Origin of the sequence: Mesorhizobium sp. M0074 (genome assembly GCF_040322975.1) — a bacterium.
Classification (GTDB): domain Bacteria; phylum Pseudomonadota; class Alphaproteobacteria; order Rhizobiales; family Rhizobiaceae; genus Mesorhizobium.
In genome coordinates this window covers 244,874-269,253 of sequence record NZ_JAMYUM010000005.1, presented here as the reverse complement: position 1 = coordinate 269,253, position 24,380 = coordinate 244,874, and the positions used below count along the sequence as shown (strand labels likewise).

Genomic DNA, 24,380 nt, shown 5'->3' with positions numbered 1-24,380 from the left:
CCTCCCCTAGCAGTTGCAGGTCACAGCCTGGATGACAGGCTGGCAAAGTTCCGGCGCGCCATTGCAGCAATCCTCCATGAGGTAGGCCAGCAGATCGCGAAACCTGGTCATGTCGGCGAAGTAGCGCACGCTGCGGCCCTCTCGTTCGGTCCGCACCAGGCCGGCATGCGACAGGATCTTGAGATGGGCCGACATCGTATTCGGGAACGCGGCGAGCCGTGAGGCGATCTCGCCCGCAGCCACGCCCTCGGCGCCGGCCCGCACCAAAAGGCGAAAAACGTCCAGCCGGGTCTCCTGGCCGAGCGCGGCAAGTGCCGAAAGGGCGAGCGTCTTATCCATGTTTCCAGATTTCCAGAAATGGGGAATAGAGTCAACGCGCGGTGTCGGTGGCGCAATGCAATCGCTCGAGGTTTGAAGTCGCCCTCTGCTCTGAGCGTTGGCGCTGCCCCTCACCTGCCTGCCGGCACCCTCTCCCCGTATAGTGACGGGGAGAGGGGTGCTCTCGTCGCTGCTTTCGCCAATCGCCAGCATTGCGAGAAGGGCGCCGAGGCCGCGGTCAGCCCCTTCTCCCCGTCCCTATACGGGGAGAAGTGCCCGGCAGGGCGATGAGGGGCGGCGCCGACTTCGATAATTGGCCGTCTCCAACACCAACCTGGCGCAATCGCCTGTCCAAAGCGATTGCCCCGCGCCGGCGACGGCCCACCCCGGCTGATCAGCCAGGCACTGTGGCGGCGACCGCATCAGCGCGACCAAGGCCGGCAACCGCTTTTCTGACCCGCTGCAAATGCGCCTGGCGTCCTGCGGCCGAGACGCTGTCCATCCGGTAGAGCGCCAGGAATTTGGTCCGGCACAGCGGATGGCAGACGGAGCGGAAGCCGCGCAGCAGGGTCCGCCGGCCGGGCTGTCCCATGATCCACGACATCAGCGGCGTGGCGCCACATGTGGTCATTGCGATCACCCGGCGTATGTGCCGCAATTTGGGCCGCGGGCCGCGTCGTTCCGTCGGCATCTCGAAAGCGAAGCCCGGCACCAGCACACGCTCCAGCCAGCCTTTCAGCATCGCCGGAAGGCCATACCACCAGGTCGGATAGATGAAGACGACCGCCTCCGCCCAGAGCAGCTCCTGCGCATGTTCGTGCACCGGTTGCAGGTTCGCCGCCTTGTCGTGGTAACCGCGCCATTCCCGCGTGCGCATGACTGGATCGAAGCCGGTCGCATAAAGGTCGAGCAGGTGGACCTGATGGCCGCTTTCGGCAAGCGTCTCCAGCACCGTGTCGCGCACGGCGCCGTTGAAGCTGTCGGTGCAGGGATGGCAATAAACGACGAGGACCTTCATCTTGCGCTCGGTCGCGAGAGTGCATGCAAGCGCGTCGCATGCAAACAAGCCACCCGCAGACGTAGTCGATCAGCTGTTTTCATGTGAAGCCCCGCAGCCCCGGTATCAAGACGCAACAGCTCCGGTCGCGTCAAGGCCCGTTCGTGCGCAGACGTGGGCTTGCTGGGGCCAAAACCTAACAGTGGATTCGGTTTTCGATCAGCATTGTTCCAGAAAGCCTGCGCCCTAGCTTCACGGCGTGTCCAAAGCGTCAGGAGAGAAAACATGCACGCAGGAAAACTGAGCGGCAAGATCGCCTTGGTGACGGGCGCCTCTTCCGGCATCGGCGAGGCCACCGCCTTGGCGCTGGCGGCCGAGGGCGCCACGCTGGTGATTGCCGCGCGGCGCGCCGAGCGCCTGGACGACCTGGCGAGGCGGATCCGTGAAACCGGCAGCGCGGCACTGCCGATTGCCGTCGACGTCACCGACGAAACGCAAGCCACGGCGATGGTCGAGCGGGTCCAGCAGGAGTACGGCCGGCTCGACATGCTGCTTGCGGTTGCCGGCGTCGGCGTCGCCGCGCCGTTCCGCAACACGACGCCGGAAGAATACCGCCGGATGGTCGACGTCAACATCCTGGGCCTGCTTTATCCGATCCATGCAGCACTGCCGTCGATGCAGCGGCAAGGCGCCGGCCACATCGTCGTGGTCTCGTCCGGCACCGGCCGTTACATCCACCCTTCGGTGGTCTATTCCGGCACCAAGCACGCGGTGAGCGCGATGGCGGAATCGCTGCGTCGCGAGATCGGCAAAGATGGCATCCGCGTCACCTGCATCGAGCCCGGCGCCGTCAAGACCGAGTTCACCCAGAATATGCGCGCCGATGTGCGCCAGGCGGTCGAGCAAAGGCTGGGCGACATGGAGCAGCTGGAAAGCGAGGACATCGCCGCCGCCATCCTTTATGCGGTGAGCCAGCCGCCACGGGTCAACGTCAACATCCTGACGCTCTATCCGACCGAGCAGGCGTGAGGGCCGCAAAGGTGGTACCCTGCGCCGCCCCCGCAGCCCTGCAGCATCATCCGCCGATCATCAGCGTGAACACAAGCTGCCGCAACTTGCCGCCCGGGCCGAATTCGACCCGGTCGAAATCGCGGCTCGCCTGCCGTTGTGCCTGCGAGATTCCGGCGAGCCGTCTCGTCACTTCGATCCTGATCTTGCTGCAGCCACGGTCATCGGCGACGGTCAGGCCAATGGTGGCCGCCTCGATCTTGTGCACCATGTCGACGATGCTGGCGCCGTGCACCTTCTCGTGGGCGGCGAGGCCAGCTGCGAAAACCTCCCAGTTCTTCTGGATTGCGCCCGGCAGCCGCGCGGCCGGCTTCGGCAAGGTGTAGGTGATGATCAGCTTCGGCTGCGCCGACACCAGCACGCAGGCGTCGCCTTGCGGCTGGTAGTCCCTCACCCAGGTCAGCTTGAAATTGGTATGCGCGATGACGCGGCGTTCGCCGAGCAGCGGCCCGCGCCCGCCGATCGAGGCGTAGAGCTCCGGCCCGGATTGCCCTGAGATGGCATAGGTCTCGACCTTCTCGACCGCCTGCCAGCCGGCATGCGCCGGCGATGTCGGCAGGAAGGCGAGCAGCAGGCAAAGGCGAATGGCTGTTTTCATGCAAGTCCTCGCAGCCGCTGCGCACGACTCAAACGATATGCAGTTCCCTTCCGTGGACATAGCCGGCGGCCGGCTATAGTGGGATGCTCGTATACAAGAATCCACAGGCAACATCATGTCGCCGCGACCGAACATTGCCCGGCAACGCCCTGCCCCCCGGGCCCAGCCTCCCGGCGTCAGCCTCTGTCGCGCGCTGTCGAAGCTTGGCCTGTGCTCGCGCAAGCAGGCCGAGCTTCTGGTTGCCGAGGGGCGCGTGCGGGTTGCCGGCAAGATCGTGCGCAACGGCTCGATGCGCGTCGATCCCGGCCGCGACCGCATCGAGGTCGACGGCCGCCGCGTCGCCGCCGAGCGCAAGGTCTATCTGATGCTCAACAAGCCGCGCGGGCTGGTCACCACTCGCGACGACCCGCAGGACCGCGGCACCGTCTATGATTGCCTGGCAGGGCTCGACCTGCCTTTCGTCTCGCCGGTCGGCCGCCTCGACAAGGCCAGCGAAGGCCTGCTGTTGATCACTAACGACACGCGCTTCGCGCAGCGCCTGCTCGATCCCGCCTCGCATGTCGCCAAGACCTATCACGTGCAGATCGGCGCGCTGCCCGACGAGGCCATGCTGGCGCGGTTGCGCGCCGGCGCGACAGTCGACGGCGAATTGCTGACGGCCCGCTCGATCGAATTGCTGCGCGGCGGCACCAGCACCGCCTGGCTGGAGATCGTGCTCGACGAGGGCCGCAACCGCCATATCCGCCGGCTGCTCGCCGCCCACGATGTCGAGGTGCTGCGCCTGGTGCGGGTGGCGATCGGCCAATTGCAGCTCGGGGAGCTTGCCAAAGGCAAGGCACGCCATCTGAGCGCGGAAGAGCTGGCGATGCTTCAGGCCTAGCCGGCTGGCGGCGACTCGATAGTCAGGCAGCTGCCAGTCGAAGCCCACGTGACGCAGCAAGCAGCGCGGGCGGACAAGAGTCGCTTTCGACTCCTGGCGGATATTCCTGACCGACCGCTCACACGGGTTCGACCGATATCAATGTCTATCGGTATTACATTCCGTCAGCACACCACAGATCGCAGCCGGCGGCGTTGATTTCCTGCATAAAAATCTTGAGCGATTCTTGGGCAGGCATGGGAAGCTGGCCAACCAACGGGACAAACAAATCGATCAGGGCCTGGCGATGGTCTGGAGAGATGCTCTGCGCGAGATAGGGACCATCTGCTCTCAGCGATTCAACAAGAACTATCTTGTTTCCCTCCTTCAGAGCCGGGTCAGCCAGAAAAATCGAGGCGCCACGAAACATTTTCTCTATGCCTCCTCGAGCTTTGGCTCCGTTGGGGCGCAACATTTCGGCAGCGTTAGGTTGGTGCGCTAGGAAATCATTGAAAGCTATCTGCGAAGCGGCAGCAGCCCGAATCAAAAGCGCGAATGTCTGCGTAGCTTCATCCTGCAGAGGCAATGAGCTATTTTGGCTATAGAGCGCGAGTAGCGACCGACTTCTGTCCATTACGAAAGACAGTGCTACCAGGTCGCCCTCATCGTATGGCGGCGAACCTATCAAAGCCCCGCCGTCCCAAATCTTGTGCAGTAGATCCCGGTCCGTTGGATCTTCAAGATTTGGCAATTTGCCTTCAATCCGGCGCTGCTGCAAAAGTTCATCCAACTTGGCGAACAAATCCTTCGCATAAGCCGAGCCTGTTGGTGGAACATGGGCGTGAGCCCATGTCGAAAATAGGATGGCAAAAATCGACCACACCAAACGTTTCACGGCCGTTCCTTTACTTGACTACCTTCAGAGGGCGACGGCGTTGTGCAATCAAGGCCAAGCGATAATCGATATTGTCAATCGGAGCGCCACACTCCTTTGCTTCGAGCAGAAATTTGCGAGCCTCCTCGAACCGCAGCAAGCGCTTCTCATACAGAACCGCCAACGCCAACCGATGGCACCAGTCTGCTGGCTCCATTTCAATTGCGTGCAGCAAGGCCTTTTCTGACTCGTCGTACCGGTCTGTCAATTCGCGAAGAAAAATACCGTATTGATTATAGGTCCAAGCTGAAACACCCGAGAGTCCGAACACCTTGTCGAACGCCTTTTGAGCCTCTATGGGCGCGTCTGTTTCGAACGCCATCAGAGCGGCCAGATTCTCCCACACCTTAACATAGTCCGGCTTGAGTTTGATCGCGCGCTGATACGCCTTTTTGGCGTCGGCGAAACGGGCCAGATGATGATGATAAACAAAGCCGAGATTGAACCACGACCATGCGTGCTCCGGATCGATTTCAACGCACCGCAGCGCAAGTTTCTCAGCTTCATGGTAGCGGGCGAACCGGCGACGGAGCAGTCCCGACAACTTCCCTGTCGCCCAGCGGTAGCGTGGATCGATTTCTATTGCCCGGCGATAGGCCTTTTCAGCCGACAAATAGTTGCCGATTTCATCGAGCATTAGCCCAAACGATGCCCAGGCGACGCAGGCATCTTCTGTGGTTGCATCGAGGCGGCATTGCTTGAATGACTGATAGGTGGATTCCGCGATCTCCCACGCCGAGTTCCCAAGGCGGTGTGTGTCGGCAACGCAATCCCAGATGATCGCGTTGCGCGGGTGCGCGGCTATTCCCCGTTGCAAGGCGGCCAAAGCCAGCTGCGGCGTTTCCATTTTGTCGCGCAGGAACAAGGCAAGCAGGATATAGTCCCGCCCGGTGTGCACCTCGCCCTCTGCGCGCGTAACGTTCTCGGCACATAAGTCAGGGAGATTGAGCTTCTTGAACTGCTGAGCGAAGAAAAGGCTCGTCTGCGCGCTACGGTGCGTATCGATTTTCCACCGCTCGTAGAAGGCATGGACGCTCGCTTCGCTCAAAGCCATAGTCGGCCCTTCGGCAACTCCGCAAAACCAGACAAAATTGTCGACAAATCGCCAAAGCTGTTCCCTGTCGGATACAGCATCAATTGCCCGCAAGAGAACCGACACCGCGGTGTCCAGGCTGCTTTCCTCGGCCTCCAGTTCGACAAGCCCTGTCCAGGGATCGAGGTTAGCGGGATCACGCTCTATCTTCGCAACCAACGTCTCGCGCGATTCAAATTGAAATGTAAGGGGTTCATCAGTTGTCATTGTCGGAAGAAGCCTTGGCTTTGCCGCACTGGGCCAGCACCTTGCCGATGGCGGCGGATGAGCCGGCAAGCGGAAAGCTGTTCTCGCCATATTTGCCCGAGGCGACCGTGACCTCGCCCTTGGAGCGCAGCAGGGCCAACAGCGGGTCGGTGCTGCTCAATTCCACGGTGAAGGTGTTGTACATTTCTTCGAGTTGAAGCGTCTTGGTCACCGCCTTGCCGCCGGCCTTGAACGCGAACGAAGCGATGCCGGGTTCCAGTTGCGGACCGCTGTCGCCCAAATCATAGCTCAGCGTCGGCTTGCCGAAACAGGCCAGCGTCAGCTGGGCGCCGCCATTCGATCCGCCGCAGACCGACGCCATCAGCACTTTGCCGCCCTCCTCTTCCTCCAGTTTCGCCGTCCAGCCGCACGGCGCGGCAAACGCCGGCTGCGCCGCTTGCAGGACGACCTGAGCGGCGACGCAACCCGCCACGACGAATTTCGCCAATCCGCTTCGCATGATCTTCCCTTCCCAAGTCATCGAACCATCGTCGGCCACGTGGCATCAAGGACTATACAAAACAAATTGTCCCGTGGCATTACCGGCGACACCAGGGCGCTGTAGCAATTCAGGCGATTGATTTTCGATCGAGTGGAAGCGGCACCAGCACCGCCTGGCTGGAGATCGTGCTCGACGAGGGCCGCAACCGCCACATCCGCCGGCTGCTTGGCGCCTACGATATCGAGGTGCTGCGCCTGGTGCGGGTGGCGATCGGCCAATTGCAGCTCGGCGAGCTTGCCAAAGGCAAGGCACGCCATCTGAGCGCGGAAGAGCTGGCGCTACTTCAGGCCTGAAGTGCTGGCTCCAGGGGCCTTCGCACCGAACGGGTGATTGACATTAACATTCCTGTTTCATATTTTCCTTTTATGAAACCGAAATGCGAAGCGCAATTGAAGGGCTGGTCCGACGCGAAGTGGCTCGGCAGCCGGAGAGAAAAGCATGAGCACGGCGTTGCGGGCGGTCCCCAGGTTCCTGGACGAATTGGGTACGTTTGGCGGCCTCAAGGGAACCGATATTGCAAACATCACCGACGTGTCCAAGGCCACGGTTTCGAGGTGGAAGGCCGGCGACATCAAGCCCCAGCCGCGCAGCGAGCTCATTCTGTCGGACCTGCACTATATCGTCGGCCGACTGCAGGAATTCTACGAGCCAAGCGATATCCGCACCTGGCTTTACGCTCGCCACCCGCAATTGAACGGCGAAAGAGCAATCGATCTCATTCACGACGACCGTGCTCTCGACGTGCTCAAAGTCATCGATCGGCTTGAGAACGAGGTCTTTCTCTAGTTGGCGATCGCCGGGCGGAAACGACGCGATAGCCGGCTCATCGACGCTATCGAGGCAATAGTTCCGGTCGAATACTCCGGAACGGTTTGGCGTGTGGTGCGCCAGGGCCGCAGCCTGATCCAGTGCTCGAGCTCCGGCGGCCGTTGGGACGATGGAACATTCGACGTGCTCTACACCTCGCAAGAGCGCGAAGGTGCCTTGAGCGAGATGAGATTCCACTTGACGCGGGGGCAGCCAGTGATCCCTTCGCGCGTCAGATACAATCTCTTCGAGATCGATCTTGCTTTGGACCGGACGCTCAGACTGCTCGACCTGGCAGCCTTGCAGACCCTTGGCCTCGACACCTCGCGCTACGGGCAGCTTTCGTATCAGGAAAAGCACGCCGAATATCCGAGGTCGCAAGACATCGGCGAGGCCGCGCATTTCCTCGATTATGACGGTCTGATCGTGCCCAGCGCGCGATATGACTGCCTGAACGTCGTCGCGTTTTGTGATCGGCTGCCGGCCGGAGCGATGACGATTAGAACCGATCACGGGGAAATTGCCTGGGCTAGCGGCGGCCCCGCTGCCGTCCATCCCCCGCACGGGTGATGCGGCCAGCGGAAGTGGCGCGCTAACATTGCCTCCAAGTGTAGAGCGTCTAACGCGCAAGGGAGGATCCATGCGTATGCTCCGACTGATACCGACGCTGCTGGCGCTGCTGGCCGTCATGCCATTGAACGCTGAAGCGACCACGAAGAAGTACCCCAAGGGCCACGGCACGAATTGCGCCGAGAAGGACCAGGCGTGCCAGAAGAAATGCCAGGCTGTGCCGATCGACTACAATAGCGTCAGATCCATCAACGGACGCAACGAATGTCTGAATAATTGCACCATCGGCTACGATCAGTGTCTCGGGGCACCCGCCCGAATCCAGGAACAGACAATCCAGGAGGACGCCGCGCAATAGAAGCCCGCTAGAGATGGCTCCAATGCGCAAGAGACATAGGTGTGATCGAATGACGACGACAGCCCGCCGGTCGCCTTCATGTGCGGCCGCCGACTTCGTCGGCATGGCGCAGCATGTCGTCGGTATCTTCATAGACGCGAAACGCGCCCGATTGGCGGAGCTCCTCGGTGCCGTAGCCGCCGCTGAGCAGGCCGACGCCATGCCGAAGCCTATCAGCGCCAGGCGAGCCACATCCTCCGCTCCCCGGTGCGCGCGAATTGCTGGTCTGGCTGACGGAGGCGGGCATACCGTGGGCGATCGCCACCAGCGGGCGCATGGACACGGCGCCGCCGCAGCCGGTCGACGCGCTCGGTGCTGATCTCAATGTCGGTTTCGCGCAGCAAGCTGGTTGGTGAACAGCCCGCCACTCATGCCGATCTTGCGGTGGATGCGCCAGACCGACAGCTCGATATCCTCCTCGTCGAGCGCCTCCTTCCAGGCCAGCAAATGCTGGTAGACGCTGTCGACCAACGTGCCGTCGAGATCGAACAGGAAAGCGGGTTGCATACGCATCGTTTTTCTCCTGGATGCTTTTCGATTGGTCGGATGTAGCGCGAGCTGACCGCACAGGCCGGCTAGTACCGCCACAAACCCGAGGATCGATCCATCCTCGCTGCCGAGTTGTGCGCCCTGCCGGGCCGGCGCAATGTGTGCGCGAAGCGTCATGGATTTCGGCAAAATCCAGCCCATATTCCTAGATGTGGAGCTTTGAGCGTGAAACTCGCGCGTGCGGTCCTGCTTGCCGCGGCTTTCGTGGCTGTTGCGGCCGTTTGTCCCTCTTCCGCAACCGGAGAGGCGGACGGCCGGGAGAAAATTGTGTTGCGCGTCGAGATAGACGGCGCCATCGGTCCGGCGAGTGCCAGGCAGCTCGAGGAAGCGCTGGCGGTGGCCGCGGACCGAAATGCCCAGGCTCTCATCCTGCAGATGGACACGCCCGGCGGGCTGGTCACCAGCATGCGCGAGATGATCGCCGGCATTCTCGCCTCGCCGGTTCCCGTCATCGGCTATGTCGCGCCCGCCGGCGGGCATGCGGCGAGCGCCGGAACCTATATCCTCTACGCCACCCATGTAGCGGCGATGGCGCCCGGCACCAATCTGGGCGCGGCAACGCCGATCGAGATGGGCGGGCCGCTGCCATCGTTTCCCGACGGCGGCAAGAACGATGGCCCCGAGGCGGACAAGGACAAGAAGAACGCGCCCGCGGGCGATGCGATGATCGCCAAGGCGACGAACGATGCCGTTGCCCTGATCCGCAGCCTGGCTGAATTGCGCGGGCGCAATGCCGAATGGGGAGAAAAGGCCGTGCGCGAGGCGGCCAGCCTGTCGGCCGGCGCGGCACTGCAGCAGCATGTCATCGACTTCGTCGCCCGCGACACCACCGAACTGCTTCAACTGGCCGACGGCCGGACAGTCGAGATCGTCGGCAAAAAAGAGGCAATGGCGACGAAAGGACTGCCGGTCGAAACGCTCGAGCCAGGCTGGCTCATCCGGCTTCTCGCCGTGATCACGGACCCGAACATCGCCGTCATCCTGATGCTGGTCGGCGTCTATGGCCTCGTCTTCGAATTCACGAGCCCGGGCGCTGTCGCGCCCGGCGTGATCGGCACGATTTGCCTTCTGCTCGGACTCTATGCGCTCAATCTCCTGCCGATCAGCTATGCCGGCCTTGCCTTGATGCTGCTTGGCATCATCTTCCTGGTCGTCGAAGCCTTGAACCCGACTGTGGTCCTTGGGCTGGGAGGCGTGGCTGCGTTTCTGCTGGGCGCAGCCATGCTGCTCAGGATCGAGGGGCCCGGCTTCGAGATGTCGTGGGCCGTTATCGGCACCGCCGCCGTCCTGACGCTCGGCCTGGCGCTGTTGACCGGCAGCTATCTGTGGGCGGCCCGCAAGAACGTTCCGCGTGTTGGCGCACAGGCCATGCAGGGGCTGCCGGCGGAGGTCCTCGACTGGCAGGGCAGCGAGGGCCACGTGCTCGCCCGGGGCGAGCGCTGGCGGGCAAAAGCCGACGAACCGCTTGCAGTGGGCGACAGCGTCGAGGTGGCCGATGTCAGGGATCTTGTGCTGACGATACGGCGCCGCAATGTGAGAAGCGATGGAGCAAGGCAATGATCATCGGTTATGTGGCCTATCTGGCAGCAGCGCTCGTCGTGGTCATGTTCCTATCCGCGGCCATTCGCATCCTGCGGGAATATGAGCGCGGCGTGGTCTTCACGCTCGGCCGCTTCACCGGGGTCAAAGGCCCCGGCCTTATCATCCTCATCCCCTTCGTGCAGCAGATGGTGAAGGTCGACCTGCGAGTGGTGGTCCAGGACGTCCCGCCGCAGGACGTGATCTCGCGCGACAACGTCTCGGTGAAGGTCAACGCGGTGCTGTATTTTCGTATCGTCGACGCCGAGCGGGCGGTGATCCAGGTTGAAGACTTCATGACCGCCACCAACCAGCTGGCACAGACCACGTTGCGCTCGGTGCTCGGCAAGCATGAGCTCGACGAAATGCTGGCCGAACGTGACAAGCTCAACAGCGATATCCAGGAGATTCTCGATCAGCGCACCGATGCCTGGGGCATCAAGGTCTCCGATGTCGAGATCAAGCATGTGGACCTCAACGAGAACATGGTCCGCGCCATCGCCAAGCAGGCCGAGGCCGAACGGCTGCGGCGTGCGAAAGTGATCAATGCCGACGGCGAACAGCAGGCGGCGGCAAAGCTCGTCGAGGCCGGCAAGATGCTGGCCGAAGCACCGCAGGCCATGCAGCTACGCTACTTCGAGGCTCTCCATGACATCGCCGGTGAGCGCTCGTCGACGGTCGTGTTTCCGGTGCCGATGGATCTGCTCGGTCATTTCATCAAGCAGGGTGGTCGAGGCGGAGGCGGCTGAGCGCGCAATCCCCCCTCGAGGGGGAGATGGCCGCGAAGCGGCCAGAGGGGGTCGTCTCACATAGATCGCCGACGCCTTCTTCTACGAGAGACGGCGCTGACGCTCCACGCGCCGCGACCCCCTCTGTCGCCTGCGGCGACATCTCCCCCTCAAGGGGGGAGATCAGCACCCTCACCTCCGCCACGGCGGGACCGGCGCAAAGCGTTTGCCGATCCAGTCGGCGAAGGCACGTGTCTTGGCGGCTTGCCCCTTGGCCGAAGGCATGACGACATAGACCGCGCCTTCATCGGCGAGTGTCCAGTCCTCCAGCACTGGCACCAGCCGGCCGTCGGCGAGTTCGCGTCCGACCAGCCAATCCGTGCTCATCATCAGTCCGACGCCTTGCACGGCGGCTTCGACCAGCACCTCGGCATCGTCGGTGACCAGCGGCCCGGAGACCTCGATACTGACGCGGCGACCCGTGCTGCCGGTCATCTCCCAGGCCGGAAAGGTCTGGAAACCCGAGAAGCCCAGGCAGCTGTGTTCCAGCAGCGCCTCCGGCGCAGTCGGTGTGCCCCGGCGGGCGAGGTAGGACGGCGCGGCGCACAGCAGCCGCCGCCGTGTAGCGACCTTACGCGCCACCAGCCGCGAATCCTCCAGCGCGCCGAGACGCACGGCGACATCGAAATTCTCGGCGACGAGATCGACGAAGTGGTTGGAGAACTCGGCCTCGATACGAACGTCGGGAAATTCGGCGAGAAACTGCGGCAGCAGCGGGCCGATCCACATGCGCCCGAACGAGCCGGGCAGCGCCAGCCGCAGCACGCCGCGCGGTCCGCCGCCGGCATGCGCCGACGCGGCAGCCTCGGCCTCGTCGACCGCAGCCAGGATGGCGCGGACCCGGACGAGAAATTCCGAACCCGCCTCGGTCAGCGACACGCTTCGCGTCGTCCGGTGCAGCAGGCGCACGCCCAACCGCTCTTCCAGCGAGGCAAGGCGCCGCGACAGGATCGTCGCGTCGCGGCCGATGCGAGCAGCCGCCTTGGTGAAGGAGCGTGCTTCGGCGATTGCCGCGAAGGCGGTCATTTCGACCAATGCTGCCGGTTCGTGCGATTGCTGCATCAGGCGCAGAGCTCAAATGTAAAAGCCAAGGATTATATACCAATAACGCAGCAGCTAGTTTCACTCAATCCCGGCCCGTCAATCGGCCATCAACCGGAGTGAGACATGAAAGCGATCGAACTGGCTGCCCCGAGACTGGACGCGTTTCGCGCGGCCACCGTTCCCACGCCTGAACCGCAGCGCGGCGAAGTGCTGATCCGCCTGCGCGCCGCAAGCCTCAATTTTGTCGATGTCGCGATAGCGAGCGGCAACTATCCAGGTCCGAGCTTTCCGCTCATTCCCGTCGTCGACGGCGCCGGCGAGATCGTCGGCATCGGCGAGGGCGTGTCGAAGCTCGCCATCAACGACCGCGTCATCGCCCATGCAAAACCGCGCTGGATCGGCGGCCGTCCGCGGCCTTACGAGACCAGAGAGATGCGCGGCCTGACGCTCCCCGGCTCGCTCGCCGAGTATGTCGCGCTGCCGGCCAATGCCGTCGTGCCGATGCCTGCGCATTTGTCCTTCGAAGCGGCAGCGACGCTGCCGATCGCCGGCACCACCGCGTGGAATGCGCTTCGCGCCGCCGATGCCGGGCCGGGGTCGGTCGTCGTCCTGCTCGGTACCGGCGGTGTCTCGATCCTGACCCTGCAGCTGGCCAAGGCAGCCGGCGCCACGGTCATCATCACCTCGTCGTCGGACGAAAAGCTGGCCCGCGCCAAGGCTTTGGGTGCTGATCACCTCATCAATTACCGCGAAACAACGGACTGGGACGCCAAGGTGCTCGAATTGACCGACGGGCTCGGCGCCGACCTGATCGTCGAAACCGGCGGCGCGGCGACCTTCGCCCGCTCTATCAATGCCGCGGCGCCCGGCGGCACGGTGTTCGCCATCGGCTTCGTCACCGGCGCCGAGGCCACCACGAACCTGCTGCCGATCATCATCAAGGCACTCAAGGTGGTGGGCAACAACACCGGTTCAGTATCCGACCTGCGCGACGCGGCGCGCGCCATCGGCGCCGCCCGTATCGATCCGGTCATCGACACGGTCTACGGCCAGCACCAGGCGACCGAGGCCTACGCCCACATGGCGGCCGGCGGCCGGCATTTCGGCAAGCTCGCGTTCAGTCTGTCGTGGTGAGCCTGAAAAAGGCAGAGCGTTGAAGCTGCCGATCTCCCCTCTCGTGGGGAGATCGGTCGTCACCTCGGCTTTCGCCAATCGCCAACGCGCCGACAGTCCCAACCTCCGCCTAAATCAGCTTCTCCAGCGTGATCGGCAGGTCCCGCACCCTTTTCCCGGTGGCGTGGAATACCGCGTTGGCGATCGCCGGCGCCACGCCGACGATGCCCAGCTCGCCGACCCCCTTGCCGCCCAGCACCGAGGAATGCGGATCGGGAATACCGACCGAGATCACCTCGATGTCGGGAATGTCTGCATTGGTGGCGATGAGATAGTCGGCGAGGTTGTTGTTGACGATGCGGCCGTGGCGGCGGTCGACGATGCCTTCCTCGAGCAGCGCCTGGCCGATGCCCATGATGATGCCGCCCTTCCACTGGCTTTCGGCGAGCTTGGGATTGTAGAGCCGGCCCGAATCCAGCGCCGACACCACGCGGGAGACGCGAACCGTGCCAAAGTCCTCGTCGACGCGGACTTCGATGAAATGCGCGCACCAGCTGTGGCGGGAATAGTCGCCCTCGGTGTGTGGCAGCGCCATGGCTATGGTGGTGTAGTTCTTGTAGCGGTCCTCGACCGTCGAATTGGCCGGCATGGTGTCGCCCTTCGCCTCGATATGCTCGCGCCCGACGCTCCTGAGCAGTTCGGCGATGGAAACTTCAGGGCCGTTGCCGCGCGGTGAAGCGATGCGGCCATTGGCGACGACGAGCGTATTGGCCTGCAGTGCATGGAACGGCGAAGCCGGATCGCTGATGGCGAGCCCGATCAGTTGGTCGAGCGCGGCACTCGCCGCCTTGTGGACGGCGCCGGTCATCACCCCGGCCAGCCGCGAACCGCCGGTGACGCCGGCACGGGCATAGCGGGAATCGCCAAGCTTGACGACGACGTTTTCCGCCGGCACGCCCACCACCTCGGCGGCGGTCTGCGCCAGGATCGTGTAGGTGCCCTGCCCCATGTCGATCGATGAGCTTTCGACCTCGACCGAGCCGTCGGCGAGAATGCGCACGACCGCCTCGCCATAGGCGCGCCGCACCGGGTAGGTGCCTGCCGCGACACCCCAGCCGATCAGCTGGTTGCCGTCGCGCATCGAACGCGGCCGGGGGTTCCGCTTCGACCAGCCAAAGGCTTCGGCGCCGGCCGCGAAGGCCTCACGCAGCTGCCGTGTCGACCACGGCTTCTTCGCATGCGGATCCTGCTCGGCATAGTTCCTGAGACGGATTTCCAGCGGGTCGATACCGACCTCATAGGCGAGCTCGTCGATGGCGCTTTCGATGCCGAAGGCGCTCGGGTTCTCGCCCGGCGCGCGCAATGCCCCCGGCACCACCGTGTTGACTCGCACGACGTTCTGCCGCGACGAGAAATTCGGCGTCGCGTACATGACCGAGGTGACCGAGCCGAGCGGCTCGACCCACATGCCGTCGACCGAGGTCTCGTTGACGCCTCGATGCACGATCGACTGGATCTGACCCTCAGCGTTGGCGCCGAGCGCCACGGTCTGGCGCGTCGCCGCCCGTCCGCCATAGGCGGTGAAGGTCTGCGGCCTGGTGACCGCCAGCTTCACCGGCCGTCCCAGCATTTTCGCGGCGACTGCCGCTACAGCGCCGTAGCCATAGGCAAACGCCTTGGAGCCGAAGCCGCCGCCAATATAGGGCGAGACCAGTCGTACATTCTCGAACGGCACGCCGAACCATTCGGCATAGGTCCGCGCCATGCCGTCGAGCCATTGGCTCGGCTCCCAGACCGTCAGCTGGTCGCCCTGCCACTTTGCGATCAGGCCATGCGGCTCCATCGGCGCCTGGTATTCGCGCGGCGTGTTGTAGGCGTTGCAGATCCTGACCGGAGCCGAGGCGAACGCTGTCTCCGCCTCGCCCCATTCCTTGGTCATCGCATCGACCGGGATGCCGTCGCCGGCCTTTGGATCGCTGAGGTCGACGATCGCCGGCGCCTCGTCATAGGCGATCTTGACCAGCGTCGCGGCGGCGACCGCCTGCTCGAAACTCTCTGCCACCACCGCCGCGACATGCTGGCCGCTGAAGGTGATGTCGCGCGCCAGCGGGCAATAGGCGACGTCCGGCGGCGGCGTGCCCAGCCAGTCCGTTGCGGTTCTCAGCGGCAGGATGTTGTCGGGCGTCAGCACCAGCAGCACGCCGGGCGACGCCTTGGCCGCGGTCGTGTCGATCGAACGCACCCGGCCGGCGGCAATGGTGCTCTCGACCAGCACCGCATGGGTAAGCCCCTCGAGCTGCTGCTCGACGGCGTATTTGGCGGCACCGGTGATCTTGGCCGGGCCGTCGACGCGCGACAGCCGGCCGCCGACCTGATCGGCGAGGACGGCACCGTCCGAAGCGTCGCCGCGTTTGGCATCGCCGGGTCTTGTTCTCAACTCGTGAACGGTCATGCCGTTTCTCCCATTTTGAGGATGGCGCGGGCGACGACGCGTGGCGCCAGTTCGATCTTGTAGTGGTTGGCGCCATGGTCGACGGCGCCCTCGACGGCGAGCAGGCTGGCTTGCCTGACGACCTCCGGCTCGAGCACTTTGCCTTTCAGCGCCTCTTCGACGGCAAGGGCGCGCCATGGCTTGGTGGCAACGCCGCCAAGCGCGACGCGCAGATCGCGAATTGTCCTTCCGTCGGCCTCGAATTCAATGCCGACCGCAGCACTTGCCGCGGCGAATTCATAGGACTGGCGGTCGCGGACCTTGAGATAGGTCGAGCCGCGGGCGGCGGCCGAAACGGGAATGCTGATCGCGGTGATCATCTCGCCGGGCTCGATCGCATGTTCCCTTTCGGGCGTGCTGCCAGGCAACAGGAAAAAATCATCGACGGCGACCTGACGGTCGCCGAGATGGACGATCGCGTCGAAGGCGACGAGTGCAACCGCCAGGTCGCCGGGATAGGTGGCGATACAGGCCTCGCTGGTGCCGAGCACGGCATGGCCGCGGGTGACGCCGCCGATCGCCGAGCAGCCGCTGCCGGGCGAGCGCTTGTTGCAAGCGGGGAAATTCGCCGGATCGCGGAAATAGGGGCAGCGCGTACGCTGCATCAGATTGCCGCCGATCGTCGCCATGTTGCGCAGCTGAGCCGACGCCGCCTGCCACAATGCTTCCGAGACTGCGGGGAACCGACTCTTGATATCGGCATGGTCGGCGACGCGGCTCATCCTGGCCAGCGCGCCGATCGTGGCGCCCCGGTCATCAACGGCAATCGTGTCCAGTCCCTTGAGATGGGTGATGTCGACCACGGTCTCGGGTTCGGCAACGCCGCATTTCGCGAGATCGACAAGCGTCGTGCCGCCGGCCAGAAGCATGGCGCCGGGAAGTGCTGCTGCCTCACGGGCTGCATCGACGGAGCCGGCGCGGAGATACGAAAAGTCCCTCATGACGCGGCCTCCACGGCCGCCTGGCGCACGGCGGCGACGATATGCGGATAGGCGCCGCAGCGGCAGAGATTGCCGGCCATGTATTCGCGGATCTCCTCATCCGAGCCGGCATGGCCTTCGCGAATGCAGGCGACCGCCGACATGATCTGGCCCGGCGTGCAATAGCCGCACTGGAAGGCATCCTGTTCGAGGAAGGCGGCCTGCACCGCATGCAGCGTGCCATCCTCCCCGGCAAGCCCTTCGATGGTGGTGATGTCCCTGCTTTCAGCCTGAGTGGCAAGCGTCAGGCAGGCCAGCACGCGTTGGCCGTCGATATGAACGGTGCAGGCGCCGCACTGGCCCTGGTCGCAGCCCTTCTTGGTGCCGGTCAGGCCGAGATGGTCGCGCAAGGCGTCGAGCAGGGTAACGCGCGGTTCGACCTCCAGCTCATGTCGATGTCCGTTGATTCGAAGTTGGATTGGAGTTCGGGTTTTGCTTGTCATGGGGCGTCTGGCTCCAGTTGCTTGACGCGGGAGGGGATAATCTGGTGCCCGGCCAGCGAGCGGCAAGATCAGCTTATGGCTAGGTGAGCTAATCTCCCCCCTTGCGGGGGAGATGCCCGGCAGGGCAGAGGGGGGTCGGTTCGACTTGGCGCGAGCTCCGGGAAGGCTGCGGCTTGCGAGGTCGAAAGACGTGACATACCCGATCCCGTGATTACATGAGAAAGGCGCTCCACAATCGGAGGCGCCTCCGCTTATTACCTAAGGGCCTGCTCCGCCCTGTTCAAGCCCAGGATCGAAAATGATCAAAATTGGAGGAAATTGGCAGGGCAGCCGGCCGTCATGCCTGGAGACAAAAAAGCACCACCGGCCCAAGCCGGTGGTGCTCTCTGAACTGTCTGTAGGGGCAGGACAGTCCAATGATCCTGAGGGGATCGTGCTCAACGTGGGCTCATTTTTGCCCCACGGCATCGGCCGAACAGATGACGAGTGCCGGCCGCGAGGAAATATCCTCCGTCGTCATCCACCGGACGTCATCCACCGGCCGTGCACCGGAGGCGGGCAAGATGCCTCCGCCTGCCGGAACGCCGGCCCAGACTCGATCCTGTGATTATATTTACTTGCGATTATATTTGTCGGAGACGTAACGAAGGTGGAAGCGTCTGCGTTCTTGAGACGGGGCCTGCCTGTCCGGTTATGCTTCGGATCAACACTGGAGAAAAAATTGGCCGCGGAGCCGCCCGTCATTTCTGGAGACAAAACCGAAGCCGCCGTTGCAAAACCGCTGCGCGCCGACGCGCAGCGCAACCGCGATGCGCTGGTCGAGGTCGCGGCAAAAGCCTTTGCCGCGCAAGGTGTCGATGCCTCGCTGGAGGAGATTGCGCGCCAGGCCGGCGTCGGCATCGGCACGCTCTACCGGCATTTCCCAACCCGCGAGCACCTGGTCGAGGTGGTTTATCGGCGCGAAGTGGAAGGACTGTGCCAGGCGGCCGACGAACTCGCCCGCGATCATGCGCCCGACATGGCGCTCGAACAATGGATGCAGCGCTTCGTCGACTACATCGCCACCAAGCGCGGGCTGTCGACAAGCCTGCGCATCCTGCTCACGACCAACTCAACCCTGTTCTCCGACGTTTCCGGCAGGGTGACGCTCGCCTTGCGGCGGCTGATCGATGCCGCGGTCGCCGACGGCTCGATCCGCGGCGATGTCGATGCCTCCGACGTGCTGCATGCGCTGGGCGGCATCTATTCGGCCCCGGACACCAAGGACTGGCGCGACCGCTCGCGCCGATTGGTGTCGCTGCTGATGGATGGGCTGCGGTTTGGAGCGGCCAAATCCGGCCCATCCAAGGAATAACGAATGCAGTGACTGTCCTTATTTCAGCGAGATGCTCATACCGCTGAGATCGGCATTGACTTGCAGGCCTACCTGCCTGCCCGTGAGTTCGAGTTGGGCACCCTTGTCATTGGTCATGACGATCACCTGGGCTCCTTTGCCGAGCGCGCCGCCACCGCCCGCTGCACCGTACACCCCCGTCACATCCCGGGCGCGGCGTATGTGGCGCACGGTACCTTTGAAATAGGTCTTGGAGGCGCCGAAGGCGAGGCCGCCCGAGATGCCGCCGACCGAGATGGGATATCGGCGACCATGGAAGGTCAGTGTGCCCTCGCCTCCGGAGCCGCCGATGAAAAAGGCCGCCTTGTAGACGGCGAAGCGGATCGTACCGCTGTCGGCATGCGCGACGCTGGCAAAGCTAACTGCCGCCGCAGCGATGACGGCAACTGCGACTGAACGAAATCTGGACGAAATCTTCATGATGAGAACTCCTCAAGATCGCCGCATGCCCAGCCGGCCGGGCACGTCGGCGTCGTATCAAAGTCATAGCTGAACAGTCTCGCCCGTCATTGGTTCCAAGCACGCGGCCTGAATCCGGCTGCGAGAAGACCGCCACGAAACGAGGCGGATGGCGAGCATAGTCCTGGCTGTAAGAACAGTGGCCGAATGGTGGGGATGATCGTAGGTGTTGAGGCGGAATGGTATTAGTCTGCGCTGTCTGGGGTTTCGGGAGCGCGGCAAAGGAATGGACTTCAACTCACGACATGGCTACCTGCTGATCGGTGGCCTGATCCTGGTCGGTGCCGGGCTCCTGGTCGTTTCGCTGATCGTCAATCTTCGCGTGGCGCACAGTGTGCGTGACGACGTACGCCATCGTGAAAAGCTGCTGGAATATTATCGCAATATCTTTTCGCAGCTGGGCGTGATCCTGATCGGGATTGGCGTGTCCCTGTTCATCTTCTTTTTTCAGCAGAATTATCAGGACCAGCGCAAACGCGAAACGGAGCTCCAGCAGGTTCTCGCCAAACTGGCGGCGCGTGTTGCCCGCGGCAGCGCTGTCGTGGAGGCCCTCGGCGAATTCGACGCGCTGCTGGATGATGGCGGCGCCTATGTCAGTCCGGAACACGGCGGAAACAATGCCGCCGTCAGCGCCCACGGAACGGCGCTCGCCAAGCAGGTTTCGCAGATCCTTCTGGTCGAGCGCGACGTCGATGTTCAGGGGTTCGATATTCTCAATCTGTCACGCGATTTCGAAGCATCGTTCGTCGTCAACGAGCTCAACCCAATGCTATGGTTCAACATCGTCCGGGACGAGAGCGACATCAAATATGCCACTACCCAGATCGCCCTGGATTACAAGGACCTGCAGGATGCGATCGGCGGCGAGCCGATCGAGGTTGCGATCGCCAATCCCGAAAAGGAGCGGAAGATCAAGCGGGAGGTGCTCGACGTCTTTTATGATGCCGATCTGCTGCGCCAGCGCAGCAGGCGGTTTCTCGGCCGCGCGTGCTGGCTTTTCAGCAACGGGCGCGGCTTCGTCAAGCTTGCACCGGCCAATGAAATCGAAGCCGATGCCAGATCGCACCAGGAATGGCTCGACCGGTCGAAACCCTTCCTGACGAAGGCGACATCGGGCAGCGGCGATTGCTTCAAATTGCTTCAGTACGGCCCGGCGTCTTTGAGTTGAGAACGAGCCAAACACTCAACGACCAGGTTCGACCCATTGCGGACGATCAGTCAGGCGCCACAAACGCGTATGACTTCATCAGATCAAGTGTTGTCTCGGCGCGTACAGAAAGGTTGTCTGGCACCTCGATCCGAACGAGTAAAATGTCTGTTCCTTGATCAATTCCGAACAAAGCGGCAATCGGTCGGGGACCATCGAAATGGCACGATGCCCATCGCTGTGGAGATGCATCTGTATCGGTTTCTTTGAGCTCGTCTTCGAGAATCCTACGCAATCCGACATCAAGGGCCTCGCCAGCCATGTGACCGAGTTCATCGATCAGCGGGTTCCAATTAACTAGCCAGACCCAATTCTGCACCCAGGCCACCTGCTGGTCTCCAATTTGGGACGAAAGCCGACTGGTCTCGTTAGTCGGTCTTTGCATGATTTGTCGAATCCGCTATCGGCGATTCCTACCATAATAAGCTTGACTGCTTTTTGACCATCTCGGCTGTTGGCGGCAGCCAGCTGATTGAATTTTGACCTAAAGCGGTTCAGCTTTTGATAGTCGCTGACCCGCTCCAAATATCTGTTTTTACGCAATTATGGACGGAAAGCCGCTCCGCACTTTCCTGGAATTGCTCTAGTCTCCCACGCGCCGCAGCGTGCCGAGATGATTGTCGTCGAGAAATTCGACGGTCATGGCCGACGCCTTGCCGTCGGGGCCGACCGCAAAGCTGACGGCCGAGGGCCTGTCCGGCATCTCGGCATCAGGGAAGGTCACGAAGAGCTCGCGGTCGAAATGCTTCAGGGAATAGGACCGCGCACCGGCAGGCCCGACCTTGAGGACAAGAGTGTCTCCTTCGCCCGATACAATAGCTTCGCCGAAGAAGTCGTTGAAGTAACGGCCTGCATAGGCCCTGGCCGGCTCGACGGGACTTGCTGGAGAGGGCGGCGCGGCATAGGTGGCCTTGGCCGCCGCAATCACCGGGCCGAACATGCTCGCATAGATATTATTCCATGCCTTTACCTTATCCTTCCCCAGCGTTCCGTCGAAAACGAGATCGGCGAAGCTGTCGGACAGCCCCTCCGGCACGCCTGTCGGAAAGGCGTTGGCGACGACGACGATGCCAAGCTTCTCCTCGGGGAAGAGCATCACCAGGCTGCGTGCGCCGGCGCTGAAGGCGCCCGCGTGACCCCAGATCGGCCCGTGCCGGCCGAATTCGATATTCCAGCCGAGGCCGTAGAAGGCCTCGCCTCCGGAGACGGGATTCTTGCCGCGAGCCGTCAAGGGAATATGTGTCTGGTCCAGCGCATCGGCGGCAATGAGTCTCTTGCCGGCATAGACCCCGTTGCCGAGCACAAGGCGCATCCATTGCGAGAGGTCGCGTGCGGTGGAACTGACGCCGCCTGCTGGCGCCTGCGCATCCGGATAGCGCTGGACTTTCGCGGTCCAGGCGCCATCGATTTTGGCGTGAAGCTCGGCGCGGTTGGCGTGCTTGATGAAGTCCGAATGACGGGAGCTGGTCGAGGCCATTCCAAGCGGACGGTAGAGCTTCTCTTCGGCGACCTCTTCCCATGATTTGCCCGTCGGCTTCGCGGCCGCGACGGCACCCTCGGTCAGTCCGAAATTGCTGTAGGAATAGCCGGCACGAAAGCTCGATGACGGCAACACGAACCGCAGCCGGCGCAGGATCTCCGCGCGGTCATAGCCGATGTCCTCGAGGTCGTCGCCGGCGGTGCCGGGAAGCCCGCTGCGGTGCGCAAACAGGTCGCGGACCGTGAGTTCGCTGGTCGGATAGGGCTGGGCGAGCCGGAAAGCCGGATCGAGGTCGGCGATCTTGGAATCCCACGAAGCGATCCCGTCGCTGACCAGCGCCGCCACGACGGTGGCGGAGACCGGCTTGGAGAGCGAGGCAATCTGGAAGACTGTGTCAGCGTCGACGATCTCCGGTTTTCCGGCTTCGCGATGCCCGAATCCCTTGAGGAAGATCACCTCGTCGCCGTGCACGACGCCGATGGCCAGACCGGGCACGCTATCATCCGCGACGACGCCTTCGGCAAGCAATTCGAGCTTCGCAAGGGCCGTGGCGATCCTGTCGGGTGGAATGGTATCGGCCGACGCCGCCTTCGGCAAAAGCACCATGATTGCGATGAAGGCCAACATCCTCCACCGGAGGTGATTCCGGTTTGTGAACAGCCGCATGCTCAGCCCCTCCGCTTCACCGGCGTGCACTATCGCAGGCCGACGCAGGGAAGGCCAGCCTCACGCTCGACCCGCCATCCATTGACGGATGTCCGCTTCACACCAGTCGAAATTCAGACAGCCGCGCCTGAGCTAGGATGCGGCACGCATGCGGAGGCGCCGTCTGCTGGCGCGGGCCTTCTCCGCCACCGCGGCGGTGATCTCGACCACGCCGTCTTCACGCGGTCTGGCGTTGGTGACCTTGTGGAGCCGCTCGTAGGGCAACAGTTCCTTGACCCGGGCTTGAAGCGACGCGACTTCGGCTCGCAGATCCTCGCATTCCTGCCTCTGGACGTCGAACTGTATCTGTTCGGAAGCCTGCTGCAGGGAAAGCTGCGAAAAATTCGCGCTGACCGCGGAAAGGGTCATCTTGTCGTTTTCGCTCTCCTTCGTGAGAGCGGACAATTTTTGCTCGACAATTTGCTTTTCGGCCACCGCGTCGCTCGCTTGGGCCTTGAGCCTGGCGATCTCGCTGGCGGCTTCGCTGTTCTGGTTGGAGGCGGCCTCCAGCCGCGATCGAAGGTCCTCGATTTCAGAACGCAAGCCGGTCATCTCCGCGACACCGCGTGCAAGTTCGGCTTCCCTGTCACCGTCCCTGATGCGGGCCGCTTCCGTCATTTCCGACAGCTTCGTCTGCGCCATATCGAGCGATTTCTGCAGCCGCATTTCCTCTTTCTCGCTCTTGCCAAGCGCGGCCAGCAGTTCCGAAACCTGCGCGGCGTCATTGGCATGGATAGTCGAGAGTTCGTCCAGCCTGTGCCGCGCCTCGGCCTCCCGTTTCAGCGCCTTGTCGAGATCGATCGACAGACTGACATGCTTCTCCCGCAGCATCTCGTTCTCGCGCGAGCGTCTGTTGGCCTCGACCGCTCTGGCCGAGAGCGTTTTGACAAGCTCGCCGAACTCGGCTTCGCGTTTTGCGCTCGCATTGCCTGCCACGACGAGTTCCAGCCTTGCTGCAGCCAGCGCGCCGCGAAGTGCTTCCTTGTCCTCGACCAGGCTCGCCTCGTGCTGCTGCAGGGCCTCGATAGCGCTGTCGCGCTCGCGCTGCTTTCTGGTCGCTTCGTGGAGCTGTTCGGACAGCACTCTTTGCTGCGCGGTCAGGCCGGTATTTGCCAGCTCCAATTCGTTGGCGCGAAGAATGTCGCCGTGGAGGAGTTTCAGGAATTCGCCTGTCAGATGATGCGAGGTCGCGATCTCCGACAGTTTCGCATTGATCTCCCCCAGATACTCCTGCGCGTCGTGAAAGAGCCCATCGACCGCACTTAAGGCAGCCAGCCGGGTTTGCGTATGGGGGGTCAGCCGCCGTGCGGTCTCGAAGGCGTCCGCATTGGCCTCGAGCTGCGAGCTGTCATCCGTTGCCGGGAGATTCTCATCCGATACAGTCTCATCCGGCACAGTGACGTCGTTCAACGGCGACTGATCGTCCACGTTGAGACATTCGCTAAACGCATCCGCCAAATCGGTTTCGAGCTCCTTGAACGCTCTCTCCACAGTCTCGGCACGCTTGATCAAACCCTTGAAATTCATGACCGAATATCCCTCTCGTGCAGCGCCGTTAAGGAGCGGACTTTCAACACTTGACCCTCGCCTCCCCCGAATGCGGGTTCATCTCCTGACGTGCGCTCTGGCCGACGCACGCTAGGGACAGGCTTGGCCACTGTCCTCGTGTGTTTGAATGACATGTTCTGCCGCGCTCCATACCCGAGGCGTTGGCACCGCTCGCAAAATGCCCACTCATTTCACCCGAAACGGATATGAAGC

The 24,380-nt window shown here is 62.9% G+C and carries 24 protein-coding genes and 2 pseudogenes; 11 read left to right on the top strand and 15 right to left on the bottom strand.

Translation table 11 applies throughout. The features are described 5' to 3' along the window. Positions 1-6: 6 nt before the first annotated feature. Positions 7-339 carry an ArsR/SmtB family transcription factor gene (locus NKJ73_RS09635; RefSeq protein ID WP_352457336.1) on the bottom strand — a complete coding sequence of 111 codons (333 nt, stop codon included), beginning with the start codon at positions 337-339 and terminating at the stop codon, positions 7-9. 373 nt (positions 340-712) lie between these two features. After that, positions 713-1,336, bottom strand: a complete 624-nt coding sequence (locus NKJ73_RS09630; RefSeq protein ID WP_352569161.1) for an NAD(P)H-dependent oxidoreductase — start codon at positions 1,334-1,336, stop codon at positions 713-715. Between the two features lie 264 nt (positions 1,337-1,600). Between NKJ73_RS09630 and NKJ73_RS09625 the strand changes: the two genes are divergently transcribed. Further along, positions 1,601-2,344 carry an SDR family oxidoreductase gene (locus tag NKJ73_RS09625; RefSeq protein WP_352569160.1) on the top strand — a complete coding sequence of 248 codons (744 nt, stop codon included), beginning with the start codon at positions 1,601-1,603 and terminating at the stop codon, positions 2,342-2,344. 46 nt (positions 2,345-2,390) lie between these two features. On the opposite strand, the gene NKJ73_RS09620 is transcribed toward NKJ73_RS09625, so the two are convergent. Then, the gene (locus NKJ73_RS09620; protein ID WP_352569159.1) at positions 2,391-2,981 is read right to left on the bottom strand and encodes a DUF922 domain-containing Zn-dependent protease; all 591 of its coding nucleotides are present in this window, start codon (positions 2,979-2,981) and stop codon (positions 2,391-2,393) included. A 115-nt stretch (positions 2,982-3,096) separates the two neighbouring features. Between NKJ73_RS09620 and NKJ73_RS09615 the strand changes: the two genes are divergently transcribed. Next, positions 3,097-3,861, top strand: a complete 765-nt coding sequence (locus tag NKJ73_RS09615) for a pseudouridine synthase (protein ID WP_352569158.1) — start codon at positions 3,097-3,099, stop codon at positions 3,859-3,861. Between the two features lie 154 nt (positions 3,862-4,015). On the opposite strand, the gene NKJ73_RS09610 is transcribed toward NKJ73_RS09615, so the two are convergent. The 3 genes from NKJ73_RS09610 to NKJ73_RS09600 are packed head-to-tail and all read right to left on the bottom strand — an operon-like array spanning position 4,016 to position 6,573. Then, positions 4,016-4,735 (bottom strand): hypothetical protein, encoded by a 720-nt coding sequence (locus tag NKJ73_RS09610; protein WP_156937484.1) that lies wholly within the window; start codon positions 4,733-4,735, stop codon positions 4,016-4,018. Positions 4,736-4,745: 10 nt separating this feature from the next. Then, the gene (locus NKJ73_RS09605; protein ID WP_023680353.1) at positions 4,746-6,074 is read right to left on the bottom strand and encodes a tetratricopeptide repeat protein; all 1,329 of its coding nucleotides are present in this window, start codon (positions 6,072-6,074) and stop codon (positions 4,746-4,748) included. Continuing rightward, on the bottom strand, positions 6,064-6,573 hold the full coding sequence (locus NKJ73_RS09600; protein ID WP_245274855.1) for a hypothetical protein: 510 nt from the start codon (positions 6,571-6,573) through the stop codon (positions 6,064-6,066). The genes NKJ73_RS09605 and NKJ73_RS09600 overlap by 11 nt, the downstream gene beginning before the upstream one ends. Positions 6,574-6,713: 140 nt before the next feature. Here NKJ73_RS09600 and NKJ73_RS09595 point away from each other — a divergent pair. The 4 genes and pseudogenes from NKJ73_RS09595 to NKJ73_RS09580 form a co-directional block, all read left to right on the top strand. Then, a pseudogene (locus tag NKJ73_RS09595) lies at positions 6,714-6,908 on the top strand (pseudouridine synthase); the annotation flags it as partial. Positions 6,909-7,053: 145 nt separating this feature from the next. Then, the gene (locus NKJ73_RS09590; RefSeq protein WP_023680350.1) at positions 7,054-7,401 is read left to right on the top strand and encodes an antitoxin Xre/MbcA/ParS toxin-binding domain-containing protein; all 348 of its coding nucleotides are present in this window, start codon (positions 7,054-7,056) and stop codon (positions 7,399-7,401) included. Next, complete coding sequence (locus NKJ73_RS09585) at positions 7,402-7,992, top strand: RES family NAD+ phosphorylase (protein ID WP_352569157.1); 591 nt, start codon at positions 7,402-7,404, stop codon at positions 7,990-7,992. It begins immediately after the preceding gene. Positions 7,993-8,062: 70 nt separating this feature from the next. After that, positions 8,063-8,350, top strand: a complete 288-nt coding sequence (locus NKJ73_RS09580; RefSeq protein ID WP_352569200.1) for a hypothetical protein — start codon at positions 8,063-8,065, stop codon at positions 8,348-8,350. A 76-nt stretch (positions 8,351-8,426) separates the two neighbouring features. Here NKJ73_RS09580 and NKJ73_RS34220 read toward each other — a convergent pair. Then, positions 8,427-8,902 (bottom strand): annotated as a pseudogene (locus tag NKJ73_RS34220) (hypothetical protein). A 201-nt stretch (positions 8,903-9,103) separates the two neighbouring features. On the opposite strand from NKJ73_RS34220, the gene NKJ73_RS09560 reads away from it, so the two are divergent. Together NKJ73_RS09560 and NKJ73_RS09555 are read left to right on the top strand one after the other, a co-directional pair. Further along, positions 9,104-10,498 (top strand): NfeD family protein, encoded by a 1,395-nt coding sequence (locus NKJ73_RS09560; protein ID WP_352457345.1) that lies wholly within the window; start codon positions 9,104-9,106, stop codon positions 10,496-10,498. Then, positions 10,495-11,265, top strand: a complete 771-nt coding sequence (locus tag NKJ73_RS09555) for a slipin family protein (protein WP_352569156.1) — start codon at positions 10,495-10,497, stop codon at positions 11,263-11,265. Before NKJ73_RS09560 ends, NKJ73_RS09555 begins: the two co-directional genes overlap by 4 nt. A 171-nt stretch (positions 11,266-11,436) precedes the next feature. On the opposite strand, the gene NKJ73_RS09550 is transcribed toward NKJ73_RS09555, so the two are convergent. Beyond that, positions 11,437-12,366, bottom strand: a complete 930-nt coding sequence (locus tag NKJ73_RS09550; RefSeq protein WP_352569155.1) for a LysR family transcriptional regulator — start codon at positions 12,364-12,366, stop codon at positions 11,437-11,439. 105 nt (positions 12,367-12,471) lie between these two features. On the opposite strand from NKJ73_RS09550, the gene NKJ73_RS09545 reads away from it, so the two are divergent. Beyond that, a complete protein-coding gene (locus NKJ73_RS09545) occupies positions 12,472-13,482 on the top strand; it encodes a zinc-dependent alcohol dehydrogenase family protein (RefSeq protein ID WP_352569154.1) in 1,011 nt (336 codons plus the stop codon). 109 nt (positions 13,483-13,591) lie between these two features. On the opposite strand, the gene NKJ73_RS09540 is transcribed toward NKJ73_RS09545, so the two are convergent. Genes NKJ73_RS09540 through NKJ73_RS09530 form a run of 3 tightly spaced genes read right to left on the bottom strand, consistent with a single transcriptional unit; the run spans position 13,592 to position 17,375 of the window. Beyond that, positions 13,592-15,913: a xanthine dehydrogenase family protein molybdopterin-binding subunit gene (locus NKJ73_RS09540; RefSeq protein ID WP_352569153.1), complete on the bottom strand. Its 2,322-nt coding sequence runs from the start codon at positions 15,911-15,913 to the stop codon at positions 13,592-13,594. Beyond that, positions 15,910-16,893, bottom strand: a complete 984-nt coding sequence (locus NKJ73_RS09535; protein WP_352569152.1) for an FAD binding domain-containing protein — start codon at positions 16,891-16,893, stop codon at positions 15,910-15,912. Before NKJ73_RS09535 ends, NKJ73_RS09540 begins: the two co-directional genes overlap by 4 nt. Continuing rightward, complete coding sequence (locus tag NKJ73_RS09530) at positions 16,890-17,375, bottom strand: (2Fe-2S)-binding protein (RefSeq protein WP_031211962.1); 486 nt, start codon at positions 17,373-17,375, stop codon at positions 16,890-16,892. The genes NKJ73_RS09535 and NKJ73_RS09530 overlap by 4 nt, the downstream gene beginning before the upstream one ends. A gap of 721 nt (positions 17,376-18,096) precedes the next feature. Here NKJ73_RS09530 and NKJ73_RS09525 point away from each other — a divergent pair. Continuing rightward, the gene (locus NKJ73_RS09525; protein ID WP_023677324.1) at positions 18,097-18,729 is read left to right on the top strand and encodes a TetR/AcrR family transcriptional regulator; all 633 of its coding nucleotides are present in this window, start codon (positions 18,097-18,099) and stop codon (positions 18,727-18,729) included. An 18-nt stretch (positions 18,730-18,747) separates the two neighbouring features. Here NKJ73_RS09525 and NKJ73_RS09520 read toward each other — a convergent pair whose 3' ends face one another. Continuing rightward, positions 18,748-19,188: a lipid-binding SYLF domain-containing protein gene (locus NKJ73_RS09520; RefSeq protein ID WP_352451439.1), complete on the bottom strand. Its 441-nt coding sequence runs from the start codon at positions 19,186-19,188 to the stop codon at positions 18,748-18,750. 265 nt (positions 19,189-19,453) lie between these two features. Here NKJ73_RS09520 and NKJ73_RS09515 point away from each other — a divergent pair, with 265 nt between their 5' ends. Further along, positions 19,454-20,395 (top strand): hypothetical protein, encoded by a 942-nt coding sequence (locus NKJ73_RS09515; RefSeq protein ID WP_352569151.1) that lies wholly within the window; start codon positions 19,454-19,456, stop codon positions 20,393-20,395. Between the two features lie 46 nt (positions 20,396-20,441). Here the strand turns inward: NKJ73_RS09515 and NKJ73_RS09510 are convergent, their stop codons facing one another. The 3 genes from NKJ73_RS09510 to NKJ73_RS09500 all read right to left on the bottom strand — a co-directional run bounded on the left by NKJ73_RS09510 (position 20,442) and on the right by NKJ73_RS09500 (position 24,146). After that, positions 20,442-20,762, bottom strand: coding sequence for a hypothetical protein (locus NKJ73_RS09510; protein ID WP_352569150.1), 321 nt, complete (start codon positions 20,760-20,762; stop codon positions 20,442-20,444). Between the two features lie 255 nt (positions 20,763-21,017). Next, positions 21,018-22,580 carry a serine hydrolase gene (locus tag NKJ73_RS09505; RefSeq protein WP_352569149.1) on the bottom strand — a complete coding sequence of 521 codons (1,563 nt, stop codon included), beginning with the start codon at positions 22,578-22,580 and terminating at the stop codon, positions 21,018-21,020. A gap of 132 nt (positions 22,581-22,712) precedes the next feature. Further along, positions 22,713-24,146, bottom strand: coding sequence for a coiled-coil domain-containing protein (locus NKJ73_RS09500; protein WP_352569148.1), 1,434 nt, complete (start codon positions 24,144-24,146; stop codon positions 22,713-22,715). Positions 24,147-24,380: the final 234 nt, after the last annotated feature.

What these genes read in the sequence shown, in the direction of transcription:
- NKJ73_RS09635 (WP_352457336.1), bottom strand. Translation starts at nt 339, where the DNA reads ATGGATAAGACGCTCGCCCTTTCGGCACTTGCCGCGCTCGGCCAGGAG.
- NKJ73_RS09630 (WP_352569161.1), bottom strand. Translation starts at nt 1,336, where the DNA reads ATGAAGGTCCTCGTCGTTTATTGCCATCCCTGCACCGACAGCTTCAAC.
- NKJ73_RS09625 (WP_352569160.1), top strand. Translation starts at nt 1,601, where the DNA reads ATGCACGCAGGAAAACTGAGCGGCAAGATCGCCTTGGTGACGGGCGCC.
- NKJ73_RS09620 (WP_352569159.1), bottom strand. Translation starts at nt 2,981, where the DNA reads ATGAAAACAGCCATTCGCCTTTGCCTGCTGCTCGCCTTCCTGCCGACA.
- NKJ73_RS09615 (WP_352569158.1), top strand. Translation starts at nt 3,097, where the DNA reads ATGTCGCCGCGACCGAACATTGCCCGGCAACGCCCTGCCCCCCGGGCC.
- NKJ73_RS09605 (WP_023680353.1), bottom strand. Translation starts at nt 6,074, where the DNA reads ATGACAACTGATGAACCCCTTACATTTCAATTTGAATCGCGCGAGACG.
- NKJ73_RS09600 (WP_245274855.1), bottom strand. Translation starts at nt 6,573, where the DNA reads ATGCGAAGCGGATTGGCGAAATTCGTCGTGGCGGGTTGCGTCGCCGCT.
- NKJ73_RS09590 (WP_023680350.1), top strand. Translation starts at nt 7,054, where the DNA reads ATGAGCACGGCGTTGCGGGCGGTCCCCAGGTTCCTGGACGAATTGGGT.
- NKJ73_RS09580 (WP_352569200.1), top strand. Translation starts at nt 8,063, where the DNA reads ATGCGTATGCTCCGACTGATACCGACGCTGCTGGCGCTGCTGGCCGTC.
- NKJ73_RS09555 (WP_352569156.1), top strand. Translation starts at nt 10,495, where the DNA reads ATGATCATCGGTTATGTGGCCTATCTGGCAGCAGCGCTCGTCGTGGTC.
- NKJ73_RS09550 (WP_352569155.1), bottom strand. Translation starts at nt 12,366, where the DNA reads ATGCAGCAATCGCACGAACCGGCAGCATTGGTCGAAATGACCGCCTTC.
- NKJ73_RS09545 (WP_352569154.1), top strand. Translation starts at nt 12,472, where the DNA reads ATGAAAGCGATCGAACTGGCTGCCCCGAGACTGGACGCGTTTCGCGCG.
- NKJ73_RS09540 (WP_352569153.1), bottom strand. Translation starts at nt 15,913, where the DNA reads ATGACCGTTCACGAGTTGAGAACAAGACCCGGCGATGCCAAACGCGGC.
- NKJ73_RS09535 (WP_352569152.1), bottom strand. Translation starts at nt 16,893, where the DNA reads ATGAGGGACTTTTCGTATCTCCGCGCCGGCTCCGTCGATGCAGCCCGT.
- NKJ73_RS09530 (WP_031211962.1), bottom strand. Translation starts at nt 17,375, where the DNA reads ATGACAAGCAAAACCCGAACTCCAATCCAACTTCGAATCAACGGACAT.
- NKJ73_RS09520 (WP_352451439.1), bottom strand. Translation starts at nt 19,188, where the DNA reads ATGAAGATTTCGTCCAGATTTCGTTCAGTCGCAGTTGCCGTCATCGCT.
- NKJ73_RS09515 (WP_352569151.1), top strand. Translation starts at nt 19,454, where the DNA reads ATGGACTTCAACTCACGACATGGCTACCTGCTGATCGGTGGCCTGATC.
- NKJ73_RS09505 (WP_352569149.1), bottom strand. Translation starts at nt 22,580, where the DNA reads ATGCGGCTGTTCACAAACCGGAATCACCTCCGGTGGAGGATGTTGGCC.
- NKJ73_RS09500 (WP_352569148.1), bottom strand. Translation starts at nt 24,146, where the DNA reads ATGAATTTCAAGGGTTTGATCAAGCGTGCCGAGACTGTGGAGAGAGCG.